Annotated in this window: 23 protein-coding genes, 1 tRNA gene and 1 pseudogene; 18 read left to right on the top strand and 7 right to left on the bottom strand. The window is 57.8% G+C overall.

Going from position 1 to position 21578, the window contains the following annotated elements; all coding sequences use genetic code 11:
• The first annotated feature begins 54 nt into the window (after positions 1-54).
• The 9 genes from GSUB_RS09510 (at position 55) to GSUB_RS09470 (ending at position 8474) form a co-directional block, all read left to right on the top strand.
• Positions 55-648, top strand: coding sequence for a transposase (locus tag GSUB_RS09510; protein ID WP_040202358.1), 594 nt, complete (start codon positions 55-57; stop codon positions 646-648).
• Positions 636-1319 (top strand): Fic family protein, encoded by a 684-nt coding sequence (locus GSUB_RS09505; protein ID WP_084211923.1) that lies wholly within the window; start codon positions 636-638, stop codon positions 1317-1319. Before GSUB_RS09510 ends, GSUB_RS09505 begins: the two co-directional genes overlap by 13 nt.
• On the top strand, positions 1316-4585 hold the full coding sequence (locus GSUB_RS09500) for a type I restriction endonuclease subunit R (RefSeq protein ID WP_040200480.1): 3270 nt from the start codon (positions 1316-1318) through the stop codon (positions 4583-4585). The genes GSUB_RS09505 and GSUB_RS09500 overlap by 4 nt, the downstream gene beginning before the upstream one ends.
• Positions 4586-4603: 18 nt before the next feature.
• Positions 4604-5263 carry a Fic family protein gene (locus GSUB_RS09495; protein ID WP_040200479.1) on the top strand — a complete coding sequence of 220 codons (660 nt, stop codon included), beginning with the start codon at positions 4604-4606 and terminating at the stop codon, positions 5261-5263.
• 97 nt (positions 5264-5360) lie between these two features.
• Positions 5361-5693, top strand: coding sequence for a hypothetical protein (locus tag GSUB_RS09490; protein WP_040200477.1), 333 nt, complete (start codon positions 5361-5363; stop codon positions 5691-5693).
• A 9-nt stretch (positions 5694-5702) separates the two neighbouring features.
• Entirely contained in the window at positions 5703-6854 is a 1152-nt protein-coding gene (locus tag GSUB_RS09485) for a hypothetical protein (protein WP_040200475.1), read from the top strand.
• Positions 6851-7105 (top strand): hypothetical protein, encoded by a 255-nt coding sequence (locus GSUB_RS09480; protein WP_200890133.1) that lies wholly within the window; start codon positions 6851-6853, stop codon positions 7103-7105. Before GSUB_RS09485 ends, GSUB_RS09480 begins: the two co-directional genes overlap by 4 nt.
• A gap of 118 nt (positions 7106-7223) precedes the next feature.
• Entirely contained in the window at positions 7224-7790 is a 567-nt protein-coding gene (locus GSUB_RS09475) for an Hsp20/alpha crystallin family protein (protein ID WP_040200473.1), read from the top strand.
• Between the two features lie 195 nt (positions 7791-7985).
• Positions 7986-8474: a hypothetical protein gene (locus GSUB_RS09470; protein WP_040200471.1), complete on the top strand. Its 489-nt coding sequence runs from the start codon at positions 7986-7988 to the stop codon at positions 8472-8474.
• Between the two features lie 297 nt (positions 8475-8771).
• On the opposite strand, the gene GSUB_RS09465 is transcribed toward GSUB_RS09470, so the two are convergent.
• A complete protein-coding gene (locus tag GSUB_RS09465; RefSeq protein ID WP_040200469.1) occupies positions 8772-9233 on the bottom strand; it encodes an RrF2 family transcriptional regulator in 462 nt (153 codons plus the stop codon).
• A gap of 161 nt (positions 9234-9394) precedes the next feature.
• Between GSUB_RS09465 and wrbA the strand changes: the two genes are divergently transcribed.
• Genes wrbA through GSUB_RS09445 form a run of 4 tightly spaced genes read left to right on the top strand, consistent with a single transcriptional unit; the run spans position 9395 to position 15031 of the window.
• Positions 9395-10015 carry an NAD(P)H:quinone oxidoreductase gene (gene wrbA, locus GSUB_RS09460; protein WP_040200467.1) on the top strand — a complete coding sequence of 207 codons (621 nt, stop codon included), beginning with the start codon at positions 9395-9397 and terminating at the stop codon, positions 10013-10015.
• Between the two features lie 31 nt (positions 10016-10046).
• Complete coding sequence (locus tag GSUB_RS09455) at positions 10047-11126, top strand: HlyD family secretion protein (RefSeq protein ID WP_052464839.1); 1080 nt, start codon at positions 10047-10049, stop codon at positions 11124-11126.
• Entirely contained in the window at positions 11123-13906 is a 2784-nt protein-coding gene (gene rbbA, locus GSUB_RS09450; protein ID WP_040200464.1) for a ribosome-associated ATPase/putative transporter RbbA, read from the top strand. The genes GSUB_RS09455 and rbbA overlap by 4 nt, the downstream gene beginning before the upstream one ends.
• Before the next feature lie 3 nt (positions 13907-13909).
• A complete protein-coding gene (locus GSUB_RS09445) occupies positions 13910-15031 on the top strand; it encodes an ABC transporter permease (protein ID WP_040200462.1) in 1122 nt (373 codons plus the stop codon).
• Between the two features lie 24 nt (positions 15032-15055).
• Here GSUB_RS09445 and GSUB_RS20190 read toward each other — a convergent pair whose 3' ends face one another.
• Positions 15056-15229 (bottom strand): hypothetical protein, encoded by a 174-nt coding sequence (locus tag GSUB_RS20190; protein ID WP_235269773.1) that lies wholly within the window; start codon positions 15227-15229, stop codon positions 15056-15058.
• Here GSUB_RS20190 and GSUB_RS20185 point away from each other — a divergent pair.
• The 5 genes and pseudogenes from GSUB_RS20185 to GSUB_RS09425 all read left to right on the top strand — a co-directional run.
• Positions 15143-15349: pseudogene (locus GSUB_RS20185) on the top strand (hypothetical protein); the annotation flags it as partial. The gene GSUB_RS20190 and the pseudogene GSUB_RS20185 sit on opposite strands and share 87 nt — an antisense overlap.
• A gap of 27 nt (positions 15350-15376) precedes the next feature.
• Entirely contained in the window at positions 15377-16156 is a 780-nt protein-coding gene (locus tag GSUB_RS09440) for an SDR family NAD(P)-dependent oxidoreductase (RefSeq protein ID WP_040200461.1), read from the top strand.
• A 177-nt stretch (positions 16157-16333) separates the two neighbouring features.
• On the top strand, positions 16334-16855 hold the full coding sequence (locus tag GSUB_RS09435; protein WP_052464837.1) for a flavodoxin family protein: 522 nt from the start codon (positions 16334-16336) through the stop codon (positions 16853-16855).
• A 129-nt stretch (positions 16856-16984) separates the two neighbouring features.
• A complete protein-coding gene (gene tnpA / locus GSUB_RS09430) occupies positions 16985-17422 on the top strand; it encodes an IS200/IS605 family transposase (RefSeq protein ID WP_040198735.1) in 438 nt (145 codons plus the stop codon).
• 295 nt (positions 17423-17717) lie between these two features.
• Positions 17718-18533: a DUF169 domain-containing protein gene (locus GSUB_RS09425; RefSeq protein ID WP_040200460.1), complete on the top strand. Its 816-nt coding sequence runs from the start codon at positions 17718-17720 to the stop codon at positions 18531-18533.
• A gap of 89 nt (positions 18534-18622) precedes the next feature.
• Here GSUB_RS09425 and GSUB_RS20180 read toward each other — a convergent pair whose 3' ends face one another.
• The 5 genes from GSUB_RS20180 to GSUB_RS09405 form a co-directional block, all read right to left on the bottom strand.
• Entirely contained in the window at positions 18623-18775 is a 153-nt protein-coding gene (locus GSUB_RS20180) for a type II toxin-antitoxin system ParD family antitoxin (protein WP_435051168.1), read from the bottom strand.
• Positions 18776-18870: 95 nt separating this feature from the next.
• Positions 18871-18957, bottom strand: a tRNA-Leu gene (locus tag GSUB_RS09420).
• Between the two features lie 60 nt (positions 18958-19017).
• Positions 19018-19395 carry a preprotein translocase subunit SecG gene (gene secG / locus GSUB_RS09415; RefSeq protein ID WP_040200458.1) on the bottom strand — a complete coding sequence of 126 codons (378 nt, stop codon included), beginning with the start codon at positions 19393-19395 and terminating at the stop codon, positions 19018-19020.
• A gap of 79 nt (positions 19396-19474) precedes the next feature.
• Positions 19475-20233, bottom strand: a complete 759-nt coding sequence (gene tpiA, locus GSUB_RS09410; RefSeq protein WP_040200456.1) for a triose-phosphate isomerase — start codon at positions 20231-20233, stop codon at positions 19475-19477.
• A gap of 147 nt (positions 20234-20380) precedes the next feature.
• A complete protein-coding gene (locus GSUB_RS09405; protein ID WP_040200454.1) occupies positions 20381-21571 on the bottom strand; it encodes a phosphoglycerate kinase in 1191 nt (396 codons plus the stop codon).
• Positions 21572-21578: the final 7 nt, after the last annotated feature.

Below are 21578 nucleotides of genomic sequence, written 5' to 3'. Positions count from 1 at the left end.
TGCGATCCCGCCATTGTAGGGGCGAAAAATTTTTCGCCCCTACAGGATGACGCCATCCCACCCCGACGCAACCGCCGTTCCATCCGGCTACAGGGGTACGATTATTCCCAGGCCGGGGCCTATTTCGTCACCGTCTGCACCCAGAATCGGGAATGTCTGTTCGGGGATATTGTGAATGGGGAAATGCGGTTGAACGAGGCGGGGAATATTGCGCGCCAATGTTGGGATGACATTCCAATCCATTTTCCACATGTTGATCTGGATGAATTCGTGATCATGCCAAATCATATTCATGGCATTGTCGTTATCACCGGCAATGTAGGGGCGAAAAATTTTTCGCCCCTACCCCAAACAACACGTCCGTGCGGCACCTCAAAAACCATTGGTTCCATCGTTCGCGGGTTTAAAATCGGCGTAACCAAATGGATGCGAAACAACACGTCAATTTATGCCGTCTGGCAACGTAATTATTGGGAACACATCGTCCGCAATGAACCGGAATTGAATCGTATCCGGGAATATATCCATAACAATACCGCGCAATGGGAAATGGACAAATTGCATCCGGGTAGGGGCGAAAAATTTTTCGCCCCTACGGAAATCCGGGAACCGATTGCCGAATATGGTGTGGAGGCATGGATGGTATGAAACGCTCCGACCTCCACAATCTCCTCGCCCTCGGCGAAGGCTTCACCACCGAGTTCAAACGTTCCGGCACCTCGAATCTCGGCCGGGAGATCTGCGCCTTTGCCAATGCCACCGGCGGCGTGATCCTGATCGGGGTGACGGATGCGGGGGAGATTTTCGGGGTGAAAGATCACAACCGGCTCAAGTCCGAGGTGCAGGCCGTCGCCCGGTCGGCCGAGCCGCCGATTGCGGTGGAGCATATCGGCTCGGGCATCAAGCGCATCCGCAACCTCTGTCGGGAGTACGGAGTTGCCGAACCGCAAATTGAGGTGTCGGAGCATTGGTTTACCGTGATCTTTCCCAGGCCGCTGTCACCGGATACGCAGGAAGAAGAGACTCCCGGCAAGCACCCGACAAGTACCCAGCAAGTACCCAGCAAGTATCGAACGAGTACCCCGCAAGTCCGGGCGATGCTCCTTGAAGCGTTTGCTGGTGACGCGACTCGCACGCAATTGCAGAACGCTGCAGGCATGAAAGACCGTGAGCACTTCCGCAAGGAGTACCTTCAGCCTTTGCTCGACGATGGTTTGCTGGAGATGACTATTCCTGAAAAGCCGCGCAGCAGCAAACAGAGCTACCGCCTGACGGAAACCGGGCGTGCTGTTCTGGGGGTATGGGAGCTACAGCGATGAGTGCCTACACCGAAGACACCCTTGTCCAGCAGACCACCGCCGAGTACCTGGAGCAAGAGCTTGGCTGGCAGTCGGTGTACGCGTACAACAACGAGGATTTCGGGCCGGACAGCCTGCTGGGCCGGGAATCGGACCGTGAGGTGGTGTTGACCCGCACCCTGCGAGCCAAGATCGAGGAACTGAATCCCGGGTTGCCTGCCACGGCCTATGAAGACGCCCTCCGCCAGATCGTCACGGTCTCCGCCTCGCAGACCATGGCCGCCACCAACCGCGAGAAGTACGAACTGATCAAGGACGGGGTGCAGGTCACCTTTCGCAATGCCAAAGGCGAACGGGTGCGCCAGCGGCTGCGGGTGTTCGACTTTGATGCCCCCGAGAACAATCATTTCCTCTGCGTGCGGGAGCTGTGGGTGCGCGGCGATCTGTACCGCCGCCGGGCGGATATCGTCGGGTTCGTCAACGGCCTGCCGCTGCTGTTCATGGAGCTGAAGAACGTCAGCAAGGATATCCGCGCCGCCTACGAGCGGAACTTTCTGGATTACAAGGACACCGTCCCGCATCTGTTTCATCACAATGCCATGGTGGTGCTGGCCAACGGGGTGGATGCCAAACTCGGCTCGCTCACCAGCCGGTTCGAACATTTTCACGAGTGGAAACGGTTGGCCGAGAATCAGCCGGGCGTGGTGGCCATGGAAACGCTGCTCAAGGGGGTATGCGCGAAAGCCAATTTCCTCGACCTGGTGGAGAACTTCATCATTTTCGACGACTCGGCCGGGGAATCGCGGAAGATTCTGGCCCGCAACCACCAGTTCCTAGGCGTCAACCGGGCCATCGAGGCGGTCCGCGATCGCAATCTCAGGAACGGCAAGCTGGGGGTTTTCTGGCATACCCAGGGTTCGGGTAAGAGCTATTCCATGGTGCTCTTCACCCGCAAGGTCCATCGCAAGCTGGGCGGCAACTTCACCTTTCTGATCCTCACCGACCGCGATGACCTGGACACGCAGATCTACAAGACCTTTGCCGGATGCGGCGTGGTGGACAACGACCGCGACCCGTGCCGGGCCGCGAGCGGCGAGCATCTCGCCAAGCTGCTGGCCCAGCATAAATCGCACGTCTTCTCGCTGATCCAGAAATTCAACCAGACCGTGGTGGAAGGTGAGGCCTACTCTCGGCGTGACGATCTCATCGTCATCACTGACGAGGCTCACCGCACCCAGTACGGCACCCTGGCGCTCAACATGCGCAATGCCCTGCCGAACGCCAGTTATATCGGCTTCACCGGCACGCCACTCTTTAAGGACGACGAGATCACCCGTCGGGTGTTCGGCGATTACGTCTCCACCTACGATTTCCAGCGGGCCGTCGAGGACAAGGCCACGGTGCCGCTTTATTACGATGCGCGTGGCGACAAGCTCGGCGTGGCGGTCGGCGATCTGAACGAGCGGATCGCCGAGAAGCTGGAGGAGCTGGAGGAGCTGGAGACGGGCAATATCGATGTGGAGCAGCGCCTGGAGCAGGAGCTCAAGCGAGACTACCACATCATTACGGCTGGAAAACGTCTCGACCAGGTGGCCCGCGATTTTGTGCAGCACTACTCTTTGGGCTGGGAAACCGGCAAGGCGATGCTGGTCTGCATCGATAAGATCACCTGCGTCCGTATGCACAAGCTGGTCGAGTTCTACTGGAACGAGAGAATCGGCGAGTTGGAAGCGCAGTTGCCTCAGGCCACGGACGAGCAGGACGAACAGTACCGGCGACGTCAGATCGAGTGGATGCGCCAGACGCAGATGGCGGTGGTGGTCAGCGAGGAACAGGGCGAGGTCGAAAAGTTTCGCAAGTGGGAGCTGGACATCACCCCGCACCGCCGCCTGATCAAGGAAGGCATCGACCTGCCCGAGGCCATGCAGAATCCCGTAGGGGCGAAAGATTTTTCGCCCGTACCGATGCAACGGCTGTCGCTGGACGATGCGTTCAAGGCCGAGGAGCACCCGTTTCGCGTTGCCATCGTCTGTGCCATGTGGTTGACGGGTTTTGACGTTCCCAGCCTCTCCACCCTGTACCTGGACAAGCCGCTCAAGGCGCACACGCTGATGCAGGCCATTGCTCGGGCGAACCGGGTAAGCGAAGGCAAGAACAACGGGATGATCGTCGATTACTGCGGCATCCTGAAAAACCTGCGCAAGGCGCTGGCGACCTTTGCCGGAACGGGTGATGACGGTCGTGGTGGCGATGGCGGCGAGACCGAACCGGCAAAGCCCGATGAGGAACTGCTCGCCGATCTTCGTGAAGCGATTGCCTTTGTCCGATCCTTCTTGGAAGAGCGAAGCGCGTCTTTGGATGGGATTATCGGGCAGACCGGTTTTGCCCGAAATGCGGCAATTCTCGCCGCCAAGGAGGCGGCGAACGAAAACGACGAGACGCGCAAACGCTTTGAAGTGATGTGCCGGGCGGTGTTCTCGAAGTTCAAGGTCTGCATCACCATCGAAGGCGTCAATGCTTGCCGGGGCGACTTCGACGCGATCAACATCGTCTATAAAAGCCTGCAACAGGACCGTGAACAGGCGGATATCACCGACATCATCCGTCAACTGCATCAGGTGGTCGATGAGGCGATTGAAACACAAACTCAACCGGCTGTTGCTGAAGAGTCTCCACCATACGATATCAGCAAGATCGATTTCGACCGCTTGCGCCGGGAGTTCGAGCGCAGCCCGGCCAAACGCACCACCGTGCAAAATCTGAAAACCGTCATCGAACAACGCCTGCAGCGTCTGCTCCAGCAGAATCCCTTGCGGACCGATTTCCAAAGGCATTACGAGGAGATTGTTGCCGAGTACAACCGCGAGAAGGATCGGGTGACCATCGAGAAGACCTTTGAAGAGCTTCTGCAGATCATGGGAAAGATGGACGATGAGGAGAGCCGCGCCGTGCGGGAAGGTCTCAATGAGGAAAGTCTCGCCGTATTCGACTTGCTGAGGAAGCCGGATCTGACGTCCGGTGAAATCAAACGCATCAAGGCCGTGGCCGTTGATCTACTCGAAACCCTCAAGGCGGAAAAACTGCGGATCAATCACTGGCGCGACAAGGAATCCACCCGGGACGCGGTCCGACTGACGATTCAGGACTATCTCTGGGGCGAGCAAACCGGGTTGCCGGAAACCTATTCAGAGGAGGACGTGCGGGACAAGACAGAGGCGGTTTTCGTGCATGTGTTCCGGGCGTACCCAACGGTGCCGTCACCCTACTACGCCAGCATGGCGTCGTAGGGAGCAGCGAAGGACGATATGAAATATCAGCCGCCCTGCACCATCACCCCGGCGATAGTGAATCTGGTCGCCGAGATTGGCGAAACCATCGGCCGCTACACCGTTCTCGCCGAACAGAACCTGACTCCGCGCCTGCGCCGGGAGAACCGCATCCGCACCATCCAAGCCTCGCTGGCCATCGAGAACAACACGCTCACCCTTGAACAGGTGACCGCCGTGATTGAGGGCAAACGGGTGTTGGGGCACCCCCGCGAGATTCAGGAGGTGCGAAACGCCTTTGCGACCTACGAGGCCATGGAGGACTGGGACGCCAGTGTCGAGGAGGATTATTACCGGGTCCTCGCGGTGGCCGACAGCCAAGCGGATGCCACTCCTTTTGTCGAGTTCATGCTGGGTGCGTTGCGCGATGCCGTGCGCGAGGCTGTGTTGAACGACCAAGTTGCCGACCAAGTAGCGGCATTGATTCGTGCAATTGGGAGCGGTGAGCTGGGCAGCAACGATTTGATGCAGGCTTTGGGTTTGTCACACCGGCCCACGTTCCGGAACAACTACCTCAACCCGGCCAAGGAAGACCAATGGATCGAACGTACCCAACCCGATTCCCCGCGCAGCCCCACCCAGCGCTATCGCTTGACCGGTAAAGGCCATCGTTGGCTGCAACACCATGCCGACGAGTAGCAGAGGCATACTTGCGACAAACTCGCGACATGGCTCGTGACAATCGGGCCATGGCATTCCCCGGGGCGATAAAAGAGAGTTTCTTGAAAGGAATCCTATGAAGCAGATGAAACCGTTTGCCGGAAAATGGCGCATCGTCGAGATGGAGCCCTGGGACCAGGATTACGTCGACATGGAGGTGCCGGGATTTATCCGCATCGGCTCGGATGGCACCGGCCAGTTTCAGTTTGGGCTGGTCTCCAGGGACATCGATGGCCGGGTGGAGCAATGCGGTAATGCGCCGCGTTTCGAGTTCTCCTGGTCAGGGCAGGAGGAAAACGATCCGGTCTGCGGTCGTGGCTGGGCGGTCATTGAAAATGGCGAGCTGAACGGTCGCATCTATCTGCATCTGGCTGATGACTCGGCCTTTCGGGCCACAAAATCTGCGTGAGGCGTACCGGTGAGCGAATATCAGTACCTTGAGTTTCTTGCCATCGACCGTCCATTGACGGCTCGGGAGATGGACCACCTGCGGGGCATTTCAACCCGGGCGCAAATCACCCCGGTCAGCTTCATCAACGAATACAGCTGGGGCGGACTGAAGGCCGATCCACGCGATTTCATGCGGCATTTTTTCGATGTCCATGTGTTTATCGCCAACTGGGGGGATGCCACCTTCATGGTGCGTCTGCCCAGAGAGGCCATCGACCAGAAGACGCTCAAGGCCTTTTGTACCAGCCCGCATCTGGAATTTGAGAAGTTGCCGGAGCACTGGCTGTTGACCTGGTCACTCGGTGAAACGGAGGACTACGACCGCTTCGGTTATGTTGATGAAGGGCCCGGCTTGATGACCCTTCTTGCTCCTGTGCGGGAGGAACTGCTGCGGGGTGATTTGCGGAGTCTGTATATCGGCTGGCTGCGTGCCGTGACAACCGGGGAGACCGATCCGGATGATCTAGAACCCTTTGCGTTACAAGGATTGAATAAGTTGACGGCAGCGCAGCAGGCTCTGGCGGAATTTCTCGAAGTCGACATCGACCTGCTGGCCGGGGTGGGCAGCGGGAGTCAAACAAATCAAGCAGACGCAGCGGATGGCGCGGCACTCGATGCCTGGCTCGACAAACTTCCGAAGGCCGAAATCAGGGGTTACCTTCGGCAGATGCTGGACGGGCAGGGGGCCAGCGCCGAACGGGCGTTGAAACGACGGTATGCCGCCTGGCAGGAGCAGTCTGCGCCGACCAAAGGAGTGCGCCGCTCCGTTGCCGAATTGTGGCAGCTGGCCGAGCAGGCCAAAGCCCTGCGGCTCATCGAAGAGGCCAAGGCCCGTCGCCAGGCCGAGGCAGAGCGCAAGAGGCAACGGAATGCCTGGCTTGCCAAGCTGGCGGCCGATTTCCCCCGGGCCTGGAAATCGGCCCATGGCGACGCCAACAAGGGCCACGCCCATGCCTATGACGCAGCGTGCCGCCAACTGGTCGATCTGCGCGATGCCTACATCCAGCATGCCACCTTGGTCGCGTTCCAAAAAGAGTTTCAGAAGTTTATGGCCGAACACTCGCGCCGCCGAGCCCTGGTGCAACGTCTGGTCAAAGCGGGATTATGGCGAGAAAAATGAGCGTCGACAGGAACAGTGAAGCGCAGAGTTTCCACGCCTGGACACCGGATTTCGACAGGTGGCCGACGAGCTGGATGGGCGTTGCGGAAGATTTCACCTACGGCAAGAAGCTGTTGCCCTGGTTTGCCGGTTTTCTGCAGGCGCTTTATGACGAGGGATTGTCCCGAAAGACCTTCGCCCAGTATCGCGACCACCTCTGGCTGCTTGGCGGCACGATCATCCGAGATGTTTCACTGTACAATATTGTTTAAGAGTAGCGAAGGGATGCCGAGGGTGGTCAAATTTCGGTAATCACACCCTTGACATATTCGGGGTCAGTACACAAATTTAATATAACCAGTAGGTTAACTTAATCATAGGAGGTATGCGATGGACATTAAAAAATGGGTTCCCTGGAATTGGTTCAAGAAGGAAGAAGAGGGTATCGGCAAGATGGTGCCGGTGAAGCGCGAAAACGCTAAGGAACAAAGCGGCGTGCCGGCCCATCCGCTGCAGCAGTTTCATCATGAGATCGACCGGCTTTTCGATCAGGCGTTCCGCGGGTTCGGCCTGTACCCATTCGGGTTCGATCAGCCCCTGTTTCCGCGACTGGCTGACGGCATCCTGAAGCCCACCCTGGATTTAGGCGCTACTGACAAGGAGTACACGATTACCGTTGAATTGCCAGGCGTAGATGAAAAGGATGTCAAGCTGGAAATCATCAACGACACCCTGACCATCAGCGGCGAAAAGAAACAGGAAAAGGAGGAGAAGGAAAAGAACTACTACCGGATGGAGCGCTCCTACGGTTCGTTCCAGCGGGTGCTTTCCCTTCCCGAGGACGCGGATCAGGACAAGGTCAACGCCACCTTTAAAAGAGGCGTGTTGACCGTGACCATGCCGAGAAAGGCACTGCCGAAATCGGATGTAAAACAAATCGAGGTAAAAAGCACTTAATATTTATTCCATAGCCAACCATGAGGATAACAAAGACAGTAACTATCCCCCGGCTTTGCCGGGGGATAGTTACTTACTCAACTTTCGCAGGCTAAAAAAACACATAAGGTGTTTAAATAACTGAAGAAAAGCGCCATCAGCTGTGATATAATTGGTTATTCCCCAACAACCAATCTAAAACCAGGAGATGACGCTTTGAACCAGATTGTATCAGACTCTTTATCATGTCAGAACCAAATTGATTCGTTCTTTGAAAATCAGCGCATCGCACTACTCTTAAGGCAAAGCAACATCCTTAAGCAATGTGGCATCGCCCCTGTGGCGGTGATGCGGTTTATCTTCTGCCTGGCTTTAACCGGCAAGAACCTATTTCGATATCTGCAAACTGCCGACTCGAGTGCCGAGATCGGCAAAGATACGGTGTATCGGTTTTTGAACTCGACCCATGCCAACTGGCGCAAGTTTCTGCACCTGCTGAGTGCGGCGGTGATTCGCAAACACATTCTGCCACTGAAAGCCGAGCAAACGCCGAAGGCGAGTCGGTTATGGCCAAAATCGTCTTCGTCAGAGATCGCAGCAAAAAGAAACCTGATTAGCAACGCACGCCGCGTTGCGGCGTCTTGTCATAGAGTAACTTGTTGTTTGCCTCCGAATTCGCTACGGTTGCTGTCGCAGCCGGGATGAAGAGGCCGATTGAACAATGGTGCCTTTGTGCCCGTTGAATAGCATGGTCCGGGAGCTGGCGATTTTGTCATTGGTGAAGCATCCGCTATCCCGTTCAGAAGAGAGCCCCCTTCATGATTCCGCCAAGAAACGCGAGGGGGCTCCGTTTCTCTTCCCCCGCCTATCTTGTCCAAAACCTACAAAATTTCCATCATTTTTTGCGGCCGCGCTCACAGTTTCCTGGTCAAGTCATCCCTCCCTCCCTCCCTCTCCCTCTCTCTCTCTCTATCGTTTTAATAGACTAATAAGGAAAAAAATTTAGATTTGGAAATCCACTATTTTTTTGGATGCCTTGGCTTCTGTCGAAGATCGTGCGACGACCTCCTTGAGGGTCGTATGATCAAGAATATCGGCAATGGCATCATGGACGTCCTTCATCACCAAGCGAATCCCGCAACTCGCCTCGTCATGGCATTCCTCGCATTTCTGATAAGCGGTTTCGCTGACACACGGGACCGGCGCAAGGGGACCTTCCAGAATGCGCACGACCTTTCCCATTGTGATCTGCGAAGGATTACGCGCGAGGAAGTATCCGCCTCCTTTCCCCTTCCGGCTCCCAAGAATTCCTGCATTTTTCAGCTGCAGGAGAATCAGTTCGAGAAACTTCTTGGGAATCTTCTCCCGTGCCGCCATATCCGCGATCAAGACCGGGCCTTGTCCGTACTCCCGGGCCAGAAGCAGAAGAGCCTGCAATCCGTATTTTGTCTTCTTTGAAAGCATAGTCTATTAAATAGATCGACTGGCTCAGGTAGTCAAGTCAAATATTTTTCTATTTGGGTTTCGGGGGGGCCTAGTACCTTGTAACAGTTATAACTTCGGATAAAGTCGTGTCAGTTTGATTCAAAAAAGTAAAGACCTGAAAAAAAGAGGAGGAACAAAACATGTACAAGGTATTGATCGTATACTACAGTTTGCATGGACATATTTTTAGAATGGCGGAAGCGGTCTCGAAAGGTGTATTACAGGTCACTGGATGCGAGGCTTTAGTCAAACGGGTCCCGGAAACCCTCCCAGGCGATGTACTGGAGGAGATGGGCGCCTTGGAGTTCCAGAAGAGGCAGACCCATATCCAGGTGGCCACGATGGATGACCTTGCAGAGGCTGATGCCGTCATATTTGGCACTCCAACACGCTTCGGCAATATGTGCGGCCAAATGCGCCAATTTCTTGATGCCAGCGGCACCCTCTGGCAGAAAGGATCCTTGATCGGCAAACCCGGCAGTGTCTTCACCAGTTCCGCCACGCAGCATGGCGGTCAAGAAACGACCATCCTCAGCTTTCATATTACACTGTTGCATCATGGCATGGTGGTGGTCGGGCTCCCTTATTCTTTTGCCGGTCAAATGGGTATCGGCGAAATTAGCGGCGGATCACCCTATGGCGCTTCGACCATCGACGGAAGCCAGGGAGAGAGGATACCCAACGACAACGAACTGAACGGCGCCCGTTTCCAGGGTGCCCATGTGACGCGAATCGCCATGAAACTCAAAGAAGACGCTTGATGATCCATGATCGTTTTAGGAGTGGTTGAAGATGCCATTGGACGTAAGATTTAAAAAATGGGGTACGAGGGCGCTGCTTCTTGGCGTGGCAGCGGTTGCGGCTCTGTTGCTTTGGCGTTATTTCCAGAGTGACGGACTGGAAGCGGGTATCGCCAGTGGCAACGGACGCATTGAGGCGGTGGAAATTGATATCGCCACGCAAAGAGCCGGACGGGTCAAGGAGATTTTTGCGGACGAAGGCGATAACGTTCCGGCCGGGATGGTTCTGGCCAAAATGGACACCGCCGTTTTAGAGGCTCAGAAAAGAGAGGCATCAGCCCGCTTGCGCCAGGCTGAGAACTCGGTGCGGATCGCCAACAGCCAGGTCGTGCAGCGCCAAAGCGAGAAAACGGCAGCGCAGGCAGTGGTCTCGCAACGCGCGGCCGAGGCTGAGGTGGCCCGGATACGGCTTGAGCGGTCGCGATCGCTGGTCGTCAGCAAAGCCGTTTCCCAGCAGAAATTCGACGATGATCGTGCCTCTTCTCTCAGCGTTGAGGCCATGCTTCGTGCTGCCGAGGCGGATGTCGCAAGGACGGAGGCGGCCATTGCCACGGCCAGATCACAGGTGCTTGGCGCGCAAGCCGATGTGGAGGCGACCCGGGCGATGCTTGAGCGGATCCAGGCTGACCTTGACGATAGCGTACTGAAGTCGCCGCGCGACGGCCGCGTTCAGTACCGCGTCGCCCAACCCGGTGAAGTGCTCCCTCCCGGCGGCGTGGTGCTGAACATGGTCGATCTCACCGATGTCTACATGACCTTCTTCCTGCCGACGAAACAGGCCGGGCGGGTCGCGCTCGGAGCCGAGGCACGGCTCGTGCTCGACGCCGCTCCGCAATACGTGGTCCCGGCCGAAATCTCCTTCGTCGCGGACGTCGCACAGTTCACGCCCAAGACGGTGGAGACGGAAGAAGAGCGCCAGAAGCTGATGTTCCGCATCAAGGCGCGGATCGCCCCGGACCTGCTCAGAGAGCACCTCCTCCAGGTCAAGACCGGCCTGCCGGGCATGGCCTATGTGCGGCTCGATCCGCGGGTGGATTGGCCCCCTGAACTGCAGACGAGGCTGCCGCAATGAGCCGGGATGTACATGCACAGATGGAGGATGGCGGGGGCGATGCCGCGCCGGTTGCCCGCCTGCGGGATGTGTCCCTGCGCTACGGCAAGGTGCGTGCGCTCGACGAGGTCACGATCGACATCCCGGCGGGCTGCATGGCCGGGCTGATCGGCCCGGACGGGGTCGGCAAGTCGAGCCTGCTGGCGCTGGTCGCCGGTGCCCGCGCGGTCCAGACGGGACAGGTCGAGGTGCTCGGCGGCGACATGGCCGATGCGCGCCATCGCCGCCGGGTCGGCCCGCGCATCGCCTACATGCCGCAGGGCCTGGGGCGCAACCTCTATCCGACGCTCACGGTGTTCGAGAACCTCGACTTCTTCGGCCGTCTGTTCGGGCATGACGGCGGCGAACGGGCGCGCCGCATCGAGGCGCTGACCGGGGCCACCGGGCTTAGGCCGTTTCTCGCTCGCCCGGCAGGCAAGCTGTCCGGCGGCATGAAACAGAAGCTTGGCCTCTGCTGCGCGCTGATCCACGATCCGGACCTGCTCATCCTCGACGAGCCGACCACCGGCGTCGATCCGCTCTCGCGCAGGCAGTTCTGGGAGTTGATCGCCAGCATCCGTCGTTCCCGGCCCGGCATGAGCGTGCTGGTGGCCACGGCCTATATGGAGGAGGCGGCACGCTTCGACTGGCTGGCGGCGATGGACGGTGGGCGGGTGCTGGCCAGCGACACGCCCGAAGGCCTGCTGCACAGCACGGGGGCGGAGTCGCTGGAGGCGGCCTTCATCCGGCTGCTGCCGGAAGACAAGCGCCGGGATTATCGGGCGGTCGAGATTCCGCCGCGGCCGGAAGACGATGGCGATACCGCCATCGAGGCCCGGGATCTGACCATGCGCTTCGGCGAGTTCACCGCGGTCGATCATGTGAACTTGCGCATCCCACGGGGTGAGATCTTCGGTTTTCTTGGCTCCAACGGCTGCGGCAAGACCACGACCATGAAGATGCTGACCGGCCTGCTGCCGCCCAGCGAAGGCCGCGCCTGGCTGTTCGGACAGGAGGTGGACCCGCACGACCTGGCGACCCGCCGTCGCGTCGGCTACATGTCGCAGTCCTTCTCGCTGTATACCGAGCTGACGGTGCGTCAGAACCTGGAGCTGCACGCCCGGCTGTTCCACGTGCCCGCCGCCGAGATTTCAGGGCGCGTGGACGAAATGGTCGAGCGATTTGATCTGGCCGCGGTGATCGACACCCTGCCGGACAAGCTGCCGCTGGGCATCCGCCAGCGCCTGTCGCTGGCGGTCGCCATGATCCACAAGCCCGAGATGCTGATCCTCGACGAGCCCACCTCGGGCGTCGACCCGGTGGCGCGCGACGCCTTCTGGCGCAGGCTGGTCGAACTGTCGCGCCGCGACGGGGTGACCATCTTCATCTCCACCCATTTCATGAACGAGGCCGAGCGCTGCGACCGCATCTCGCTGATGCACGCGGGCCGGGTGCTGGTCACCGACACGCCGGCGAATATCGTGCAGCAGCGGGGCGCGGAGACCCTGGAAGAGGCATTCGTGGCGCATCTGGAGGAGGCGTCGGGGGAAGGCGAAGCCGACGCGGGGCAAACAGCTTCGCTCGATACGGTTGACGCGTCGGCAGGCCATGTCGAATCCCAGGGCTGGCGGCGCATGTTCGATCCCCGCCGCATGGCGAGCTACGCCCGGCGCGAAGGGTTGGAGCTGCGCCGCGATCCGATCCGCCTGACGCTGGCGCTGCTCGGCAGCGTCATCCTGATGTTCGTGATGGGCTACGGCATCAACCTCGATGTCGAGGATCTGACCTTCGCGGTGCTGGATCGCGATCAGACCACCGTCAGCCGCGGCTATACGCTCAACATCGCCGGTTCCCGCTACTTCGTCGAGCGGGCGCCGATCACCGACTACGAGGATCTCGACCGGCGAATGCGCGAAGGCGACCTCAATCTGGCGATCGAGATCCCCCCGGGCTTCGCGCGCGACATCGCCCGCGGCCGGCGGGTCCAGATTGGCGCCTGGATCGACGGCGCCATGCCGACACGGGCGGAGACCGTCCGCGGCTATGTGCAGGGGATTCACGCCCACTGGCTTGCCACCAGGGCGCGCGAGGCCGGCTACGGCGAGGCTTTGGCGGGGCTGGTCAATATCGAGACCCGGTTCCGCTACAACCCGGACGTCAAGAGCCTGGTGGCGATGGTGCCGGCAGTGATCCCGCTGCTGCTCATGCTGATCCCGGCCATGCTCGCGGCGCTCAGCGTGGTGCGCGAGAAGGAACTCGGCTCGATCACCAACTTCTACGTCACGCCGACCACGCGGCTCGAATTTCTGCTCGGCAAGCAGCTCCCTTACGTAGTCCTGTCCTTCCTGAGCTTCCTGCTGCTCACGCTGCTGGCGGTGACCGTCTTCGGCGTTCCGCTGAAGGGCAGCTTCCTGACGTTGGCGGCGGGCGCGCTGCTCTATATCGGCGCCGCGACGGCTGTGGGTCTGCTGATCTCAACCTTCATGCGCAGCCAGATCGCGGCGATCTTCGGCACGGCGGTGCTCACCATCCTGCCGGCGACGAACTTCTCGGGCATGATCGACCCGGTCTCGTCCCTCGAAGGGGTGGGCCGAGTGATCGGCGAGGTCTATCCGACCACGCATTTCCTGACGATCGCGCGCGGCACCTTCTCGAAGGCGCTCGACTTCTCCGACCTGCATGCCGCCTTTCTCCCGCTGGCGCTGGCGGTGCCGGTCCTGACCGGGCTGTCCGCCGCGCTGCTCAAGAAGCAGGAGCGGTAGTCCATGCGCCTTGCCAATATTTTCCATCTCGGTGTCAAGGAGCTGCGCAGCCTGGTACGCGACCCGATCATGCTGGTGCTGATCGTCTACGCCTTCACCCTGTCGGTCTACACGGCGGCCACGGCCATGCCGGAGACCCTCAACAAGGCACCGATCGCGGTGGTGAACGAGGATCGCTCGCCGCTGTCCTGGCGCATCGTCAGCGCCTTTTACCCGCCGTACTTTGTTCCCCCCGAGATAATCGACCAGGCCGAGATGGATGCCCGCATGGATGCCGGCCTCGACACCTTCGCCCTCGACATCCCGCCCAACTTCCAGCGCGACCTGCTGGCCGGGCGGCGGCCCACGATCCAGCTCAATGTCGATGCCACGCGCATGAGCCAGGCCTTCACCGGCAGCGGCTATATCCAGACCATCGTCACCGACGAGGTGCGCGCCTTCGCGCAGCGTTATCGCGAGGTTCAGGAGTTGCCGGTCGATCTGGCGCTGCGGGTGCGTTTCAACCCCCAGCTCAACAAGTCGTGGTTCGGCGCGATCATGCAGGTCATCAACAACGTGACCATGCTCTCCATCGTCCTCACCGGAGCGGCGCTGATCCGCGAGCGCGAGCACGGCACCGTCGAGCATCTGCTGGTCATGCCGGTCACGCCTTTCGAGATCATGAGCAGCAAGGTATGGGCGATGGGGCTGGTCGTCCTTGCCGCCACCGCCTTCGCGCTCACCGCCGTTGTGCAGGGCTGGCTGTCCGTGCCGATCCAGGGCTCGCTCGCGCTGTTCCTGGCCGGGGCGGCGCTGCATCTGTTCGCGACCACCTCGATGGGCATCTTCCTCGGCACCGTCGCCCGCTCCATGCCGCAGTTCGGCCTGCTGCTCATGCTGGTGCTGCTGCCGCTGCAGATGCTCTCCGGCGCCAGCACGCCGCGCGAGAGCATGCCGGAGGCCGTCCAGTACATCATGCTCGCCGCGCCCAACACGCATTTTGTGATGTTGGCTCAGTCGATCCTGTACCGGGGCGCGGGTATCACGGCGGTCTGGCCGCAATTCCTCGCCATTGTCCTGATTGGAACGGTCCTTTTTGCCCTGGCGCTGGGCCGCTTCCGCAAAACCATCGGGACGATGGCGTGAACCGGCACCTTGACCGAGGAGGACTTACCCTGTATGTAGAATCGAGACAGGTCGTGCGACCGTAGCAGCGGCCACTTCGACAAGAAGCAGGAGACCGTTGATGCCGGGCGCAAGATCAGCCAGAACCAAGGCACCGAGTTCTACATCCACGGCAAGGATGGGAAGATCCAGAACATTGACTTCATTGGCTCGCCGCACAATTCGGCGATGGTTCCCGGTGTCATTGAAAGTGCCGTCGAATTGGCGGCTTCAAATGTTCGTAATTTCATCCAGGAAAATCCGATTCGCGGGATAGTATCCCGCGAGCAATATAGATAACGTTTAATAAAAGGAGGAAATAGGTCTATGCAATGCGAACGTTTGGAAGGACATGTAGCACTCATTACCGGAGGCGGCAGGGGAATCGGCAAGGCCATAGCCAGGCGTCTTTACTCCGAAAAGGCCGATATAGTCATTTGCGGAACCACCGAGGACGTATTAAAAAAGGCTGCAGAGGAGATAGCTTCCGAAGACCGGGAGGTGTTGCCCATTGTCTGCGATGTTTCCGATTCCGGGCAGGTCAAGGCGATGGTGGAAAAAGCCCGCCAGCGCTTTGGAAAAGTCGATATTTTGGTAAACAATGCTGCCATAATGCTCAGACATATCGGTTACGAGCGGGCAACAAAGCATTTTTACGAATTGGACGAGGCGGACTGGGACCGTGTCATGGACGTAAACGTAAAAGGGATGTGGTTGTGTAGCAGCGAGGTCTTTTCCGACATGCGTGCCCAAAATTGGGGCCGTATTATCAACATATCCTCAGACACCGTTTTCATAGGACGGGGTAACGGTATTCAGTACATCACCTCCAAGGCGGCGGTTGTGGGCATTACCAGGGGACTGGCGTTTGAAGCGGGTCCTTACGGAATTACTGTAAACGCAATCTCTCCGGGGCTTGTTCAAAGCGAAACGGTTCAGGAACATGATTTCAAAGAGATGAGCGAGGTACTTGCAAACAGTTCCGCAATCCCGAGGCTGGAATACCCGGATGACCTGGCAGGTGCCGCAGCATGGCTATCCTCAGATGATGCGGCTTTCGTGACGGGACAGAACATCAGCGTGTCGGGAGGCCTGAGTTTACATTAACTGATAAACGAAGTGACGCGTTTCATTGACCGGGGGGCGGATTATGAAAAGAGGCAGGGGGCGGTATTTTATACACCGACCTGTAAAGATTCGCCTGCAAAAAGTCTTGAATCCTAAAACACAGAATCAATGTATTGATTTTCACTAACTAATTTAGATGCACAAGGAGGCAATCTCATGAAAATTCTTAGCATCATCGGAAGCCCCCATGGGGAGAGGGGGAACACGGGAAAGCTGCTTGGAGAAGTATTAAAAGGTGCGGAAAGTGAAGGGGCGGCATGTGAGACTATTGTTCTTAGAGGCGATTCCGTAAAGCCGTGCCTGGGTTGCGATCAATGCCACAAAAAGGGCCGCTGCTCCCAAAAGGACGAGTTTGAGTCCATAATGGAGAAGATGATGGCGGCAGACGGGATCATCCTGGCCACGCCCAATTATATCTTCAACGTGAGTGGCCAATTAAAGATGTTTATCGATCGTTGTTCCAGTCTGATTCATTGCATGGCCCTTGAGGGCAAATACGGGGCATGCGTGGTGACTTCCGGTGGAGGAGATGAGTGGCCCATTGTCCAATACCTTAATCATTTCATCATGGTAAGCGGTGCGGTTCCGGTTGATGCTGTCTGGGCCGCCATGGGCCCCACCGGGCCGGACACCCAGGTGCCTGAGAAAAGCCGCGAGCAGGCCTTTAGTTTGAAGTAGAAACCCACACCCTGTGGGTGTGGTGATGTGGACTGGCTACGCCGGTCCCGAATGGGTATGGCTGAAAGCCGCTCACTGTTATTCTTTCTTTCGAGTTGTGCCGCAACATCGAAAAGAAAGGAGAAAACAGTGAGCAGCCGATTTCGTAAGTTATCACACTCGATATGGCACTGCCAGTATCACATCGTTTGGGTCCCAAAGTACCGGTTTCGGATTTTGCAGGGAAAAGTGAAAGAGGCCGTTGAATCAGGTATTCATGCGATATGTGGCTATTCCGGTTGTGAAGTCGTGGAGTTGAATGTTCAGCCCGATCATGTCCATCTGGTTGTGATGATCCCGCCCAAGGTGTCGATCTCGAACTTTCTGGGGCGGTTAAAAGGGCAGACGTCGATGAAACTGTTTCAGCAGTTTCGGCATTTGCGGAAGAAACCCTATTGGGGCAACCACTTTTGGGCCAAGGGCTATTGCGTTGATACCGTCGGCATGGATGCGGACATGATACGCAAGTATGTCCGCTATCAGGACAAGCAAGAGCGGCAAATGGAGCAACTTCAGTTGGGAGATTGAGGACAGGACCGCGGCACAACTCCAGCCCGCCCCCTTGGGGGCAGGGCCAGCCCCCCTATGGGGGGCGAACTACAAAGCCACGTCCTGTGGGCGTGGATTCTTTACTTCAGGCAGGACCCTGGTAAGGGCCTGGGAGGAGAAACGGCGTTTCGCTATGGTAGAAAAGGTGCAGGAGGAGCATCGAAAAAGGATGCAGGAATTGATTAACTGGTATCAGGAAGAATGGCCCTATGAGTATGCATACTGGAAGGAGCGGGCCTAAAGCCAATAATTCAACAAATAGGGAGGTGTAGGCATGGAAAGCAAGATAGCTCGATCGCTTAACTTGAAATACCAGCCTGTGGCCATCCTCTGGAGTGATGATAGACCCGAGAAGGCCATGGGCTTTAAACAGGGCAAATGGGGCTGTGTCATGTGGATGCTGGCGGCCGCGGCCAAAGGGAGAACCGCGGCCTTCGATGAAAGGACCTACGGCTGCTGGGGCGGCGGAGTCGGATTAGGATTCGGGAATCAGTATCTCAACTTCCCCGGCGGCATTGTCTGTTTCTATCATTTCCTGTCCACGGGCAACGAGAATTGGCAGGAAGGCCGCGATATGGCTGAAAAGCTGGAATCTGCAGCAGGCAAGGAATTTTTGGAGAAATTCCGCCACGGGGAAGGGTATATGAAGTCCCCGGAGCTGCTAAAAAGGTTCATTGACAGCCTGCCCATCATGGAGGTGCCAGAAAAATACGTGGTCTTTAAACCCCTAACCGATCTCGACCCGACCCGGGAACAGCCCCAGGTGATTGTATTTCTGGGCGATCCGGACCAACTCTCCGCCCTGGTGGTGCTGGCCAATTACGGCAGGGGGGACAACCTGAACGTGATCACCCCCTTTGCCGCGGGGTGCCAGCAGATCGGGATCCTCCCCTACCGGGAGGCAAGATCAGAGCGTCCCCGGGCGGTTATCGGCCTTACGGACATTTCTGCAAGAAAGAACCTCAAAAAACAGCTTGACAGGAATGTGCTCTCCTTTGCCGTCCCCTGGCGGATGTTTGAGGAGATGGAAGACGATGTTGAGGGGAGCTTTTTGCAGAAAGAGACTTGGAGGGACCTCCAGGCTCCTTAATGGCCCTCAAGGGATCATTCGGCTTCCGGACTCAGGGTCAGGATATGTTGATGGGGAAGAAACAACGTCGCGCAGCGGCTACCAAGGGCTCATAGGGAAAGAGACTTTTTCTTGTCCGCAATAAAGGCTTCAATGTCCAACTCCGACGATAGACCAGAGTTTTCACCTTCGATTAAGGCTTGGCTTTGCTGACCTGGAAATCGGTCAGTGGGGGCACGCGTCTGGGCATGCCTGACTGTCAACGATCTGGCGTGGACGGATGCAGACGCTGAATACTAAAAAACCCGCCTGTTTGGCGGGTTCTTTAGGTATATCTGGTTGGTGCAGGATTGTTAACTGGTGCCGAAGGCGAGACTCGAACTCGCACGACCTGTCGGTCACCACCCCCTCAAGATGGCGTGTCTACCAGTTCCACCACTTCGGCTAACGGATTGTTCTTATACTGGTTTGCTTTTGACTTGTCAATAGCTTTTGGCGCTCATCTTTACTTTTCCGCAGGCGCTGTTTCTTCAGCGGGAAGAGCAGGGGCCTGGTCCGGTGTCGCAGCGGGTGTTGCTCCCTGTGACGGAGGCGGTGCCGGTGCTTCCTGCTGCGCCGGAGCGACAACGTCAGGCATGACGCTGCTGGAGCCCGGCTGGCCGGAAAAGTAGCTCAGAATCAGGCTGGTCAGCATGAAGATGACAGCGGCTGCGCCGGTCATTTTGCCGAGGAAGCTTCCTGCGCCGCGTGCGCCGAAAACGGTGCCGCTGGCTCCGGCGCCGAATGCGGCCCCCACTTCAGCGCCTTTGCCGGCCTGAAGAAGGACGATCAGGATCAGAGCGATACAGACAAGTACGTGCAGAATAATCAAGAATGTGGCCATGCTTAAAATCTTCTCCCAAGACAGTTGGTGTCAAACCGGGAAAAATTAACATATTTATCGTGTGGAGAAAAGAAAGAAATTAAATTTTTTCGAAACGCACGATTCGGGCGAAATCGGCAACCTTGAGGCTTGCACCTCCCACCAGGGTGCCGTCGATGTCGTCCTGGGCCATAAGTTCATCGACATTGTCCGGTTTGACGCTGCCGCCGTAAAGGATGCGGGTCTGAGCTGCGATATCGGGGTTGAAGATTCCGGAAACCATGCCGCGCACGAACGAGTGCGCCTCCTGGGCCTGGTCGCCGCTGGCGGTTTTTCCGGTGCCGATGGCCCAAACCGGTTCGTAGGCGATAACGACCTTCTGCATATCTTCAGCCGCAACTCCCTTGAGCCCTTCAACGACCTGGCGGCGCAGCACCTCCATAGTCTGTTCGCTGTCGCGTTCTTCAAGGGTCTCGCCGATGCAGAAGATCACATCGAGCCCTTCGGCGAGCACTGCCTTGATCTTGCGGTTGATCAGGTCGTCATTTTCTCCGAAGATCTGGCGGCGCTCCGAGTGACCGAGAATGACACGGCTGCAGCCCGCATCCTTGAGTAGAGCAGGTGACACTTCACCGGTAAAGGCGCCGCTGTTTTCGAAGTAGCAGTTCTGGGCGGCAATGGCGATGTTGCTGCCTTTCACGGCTTTGGCAACGGCATTCAGCGCTGTAAAAACCGGCGCTACAACGATATCCACATCCTGCTTGTCGCCGACGTCCTTCTTCAGTCCTTCCACCAGTTCCAGGGCTTCGGGAATGGTTTTGTGCAGTTTCCAGTTGCCGGCCACCATCGGTTTTCTCATTTCTTTATCCTCCAATAGGCAAAAATACTGAAAAGCATTTCACCCCAGAGGGCACAGAGAGCGCAGAGATAGTTCTGAGAAAAAGGACTTTCTCTTTTCTTTTTTACTCTGTGTTCTCTGTGCCCTCTGTGGTTCAGATTTGATTTTCTATTTGTCGTTCAAAGCCGCAATCCCGGGAAGCTCTTTGCCTTCCAGCAGCTCCAGCGAAGCACCCCCACCGGTGGAGATGTGAGTCATCTTGTCGTCCAGTCCCGATTTGTTGACTGCCGAAACTGAGTCCCCGCCGCCGATGATGGTGGTGGCATCGGAATCGGCCAGTGCCTGCGCGATGGCAAAGGTGCCCTTGGCGAAGGATTCGAACTCAAAAACGCCCATGGGGCCGTTCCAGACTACCGTTCCGGCGTTGGCCAGTTCTTTGCTGTACGCTTCGATGGTATTGGGACCGATGTCGAGAGCCATCCAGCCGGGCTCGAAGTTTTGGTTGTCGCAGATCTTATGCTCGGCATCGGCTTTGAATTCGGCAGCGATGACGTGATCTGTGGGGAGCAGGAACTTGACGCCTTTTTCCTCTGCCAGCTTCATGAGCTGCCCGGAAAGTTCAAGCCGCTCCTGGTCCACCAGGGATTTGCCAACCTCGATTCCCTGGGCCTTGAGAAAGGTGTAGGCCATGCCGCCGCCGATCATCAATGTGTCGACCTTGTCGATCAGGTTTTCGATGACCGGGATCTTGTCGCTGACCTTGGCGCCGCCGAGAATCGCAACAAAGGGGCGCTTCGGATCGGCAAGAGCTCCAGCGAGGTATTTGAGTTCCTTGCTCATCAAGAAACCGGCGACCGCTGGCTTGAGCAGGTGGGCAACGCCCTCGGTGGAGGCGTGAGCGCGATGGGCGGTGCCGAAGGCGTCGTTGACATAGAGATCCATACCTTCGGCGAGTTGCCTGCAGAATTCGGGATCGTTTTTTTCCTCGCCGGGATAGAAACGGACATTTTCGAGCAGGAGGATGTCGCCTTCGGCCATCGAATCGATCTGGTTTTTGACTGTGTCGCCGATGCAGTCCTCTGCCATGGTGACCGGTCGGTCGAGCAGGCGTGAAAGATGTGGCGCCACCGGGGCCAAACTGTATTTGGGGTTGGCCTTGCCCTTGGGGCGACCAAGATGGCTGGCCAGGATCAACCGTCCGCCGTTTTCGACGATGTGACGGATGGTGGGCAGGGCCGCACGGATGCGGGTGTCATCCTCGATTTCGCCCTGTTCGCTCAAAGGGACGTTGAAATCGACCCGGCAGAAGACTTTCCTGCCCCGGACATCGATGTCCTCGATGGTCATTTTACGCGACATTTCTCTT

The organism is Geoalkalibacter subterraneus (assembly GCF_000827125.1).
GTDB classification, from domain to species: Bacteria; Desulfobacterota; Desulfuromonadia; order Desulfuromonadales; family Geoalkalibacteraceae; genus Geoalkalibacter_A; species Geoalkalibacter_A subterraneus.
This window is presented reverse-complemented; position numbering and strand designations above follow the sequence as displayed.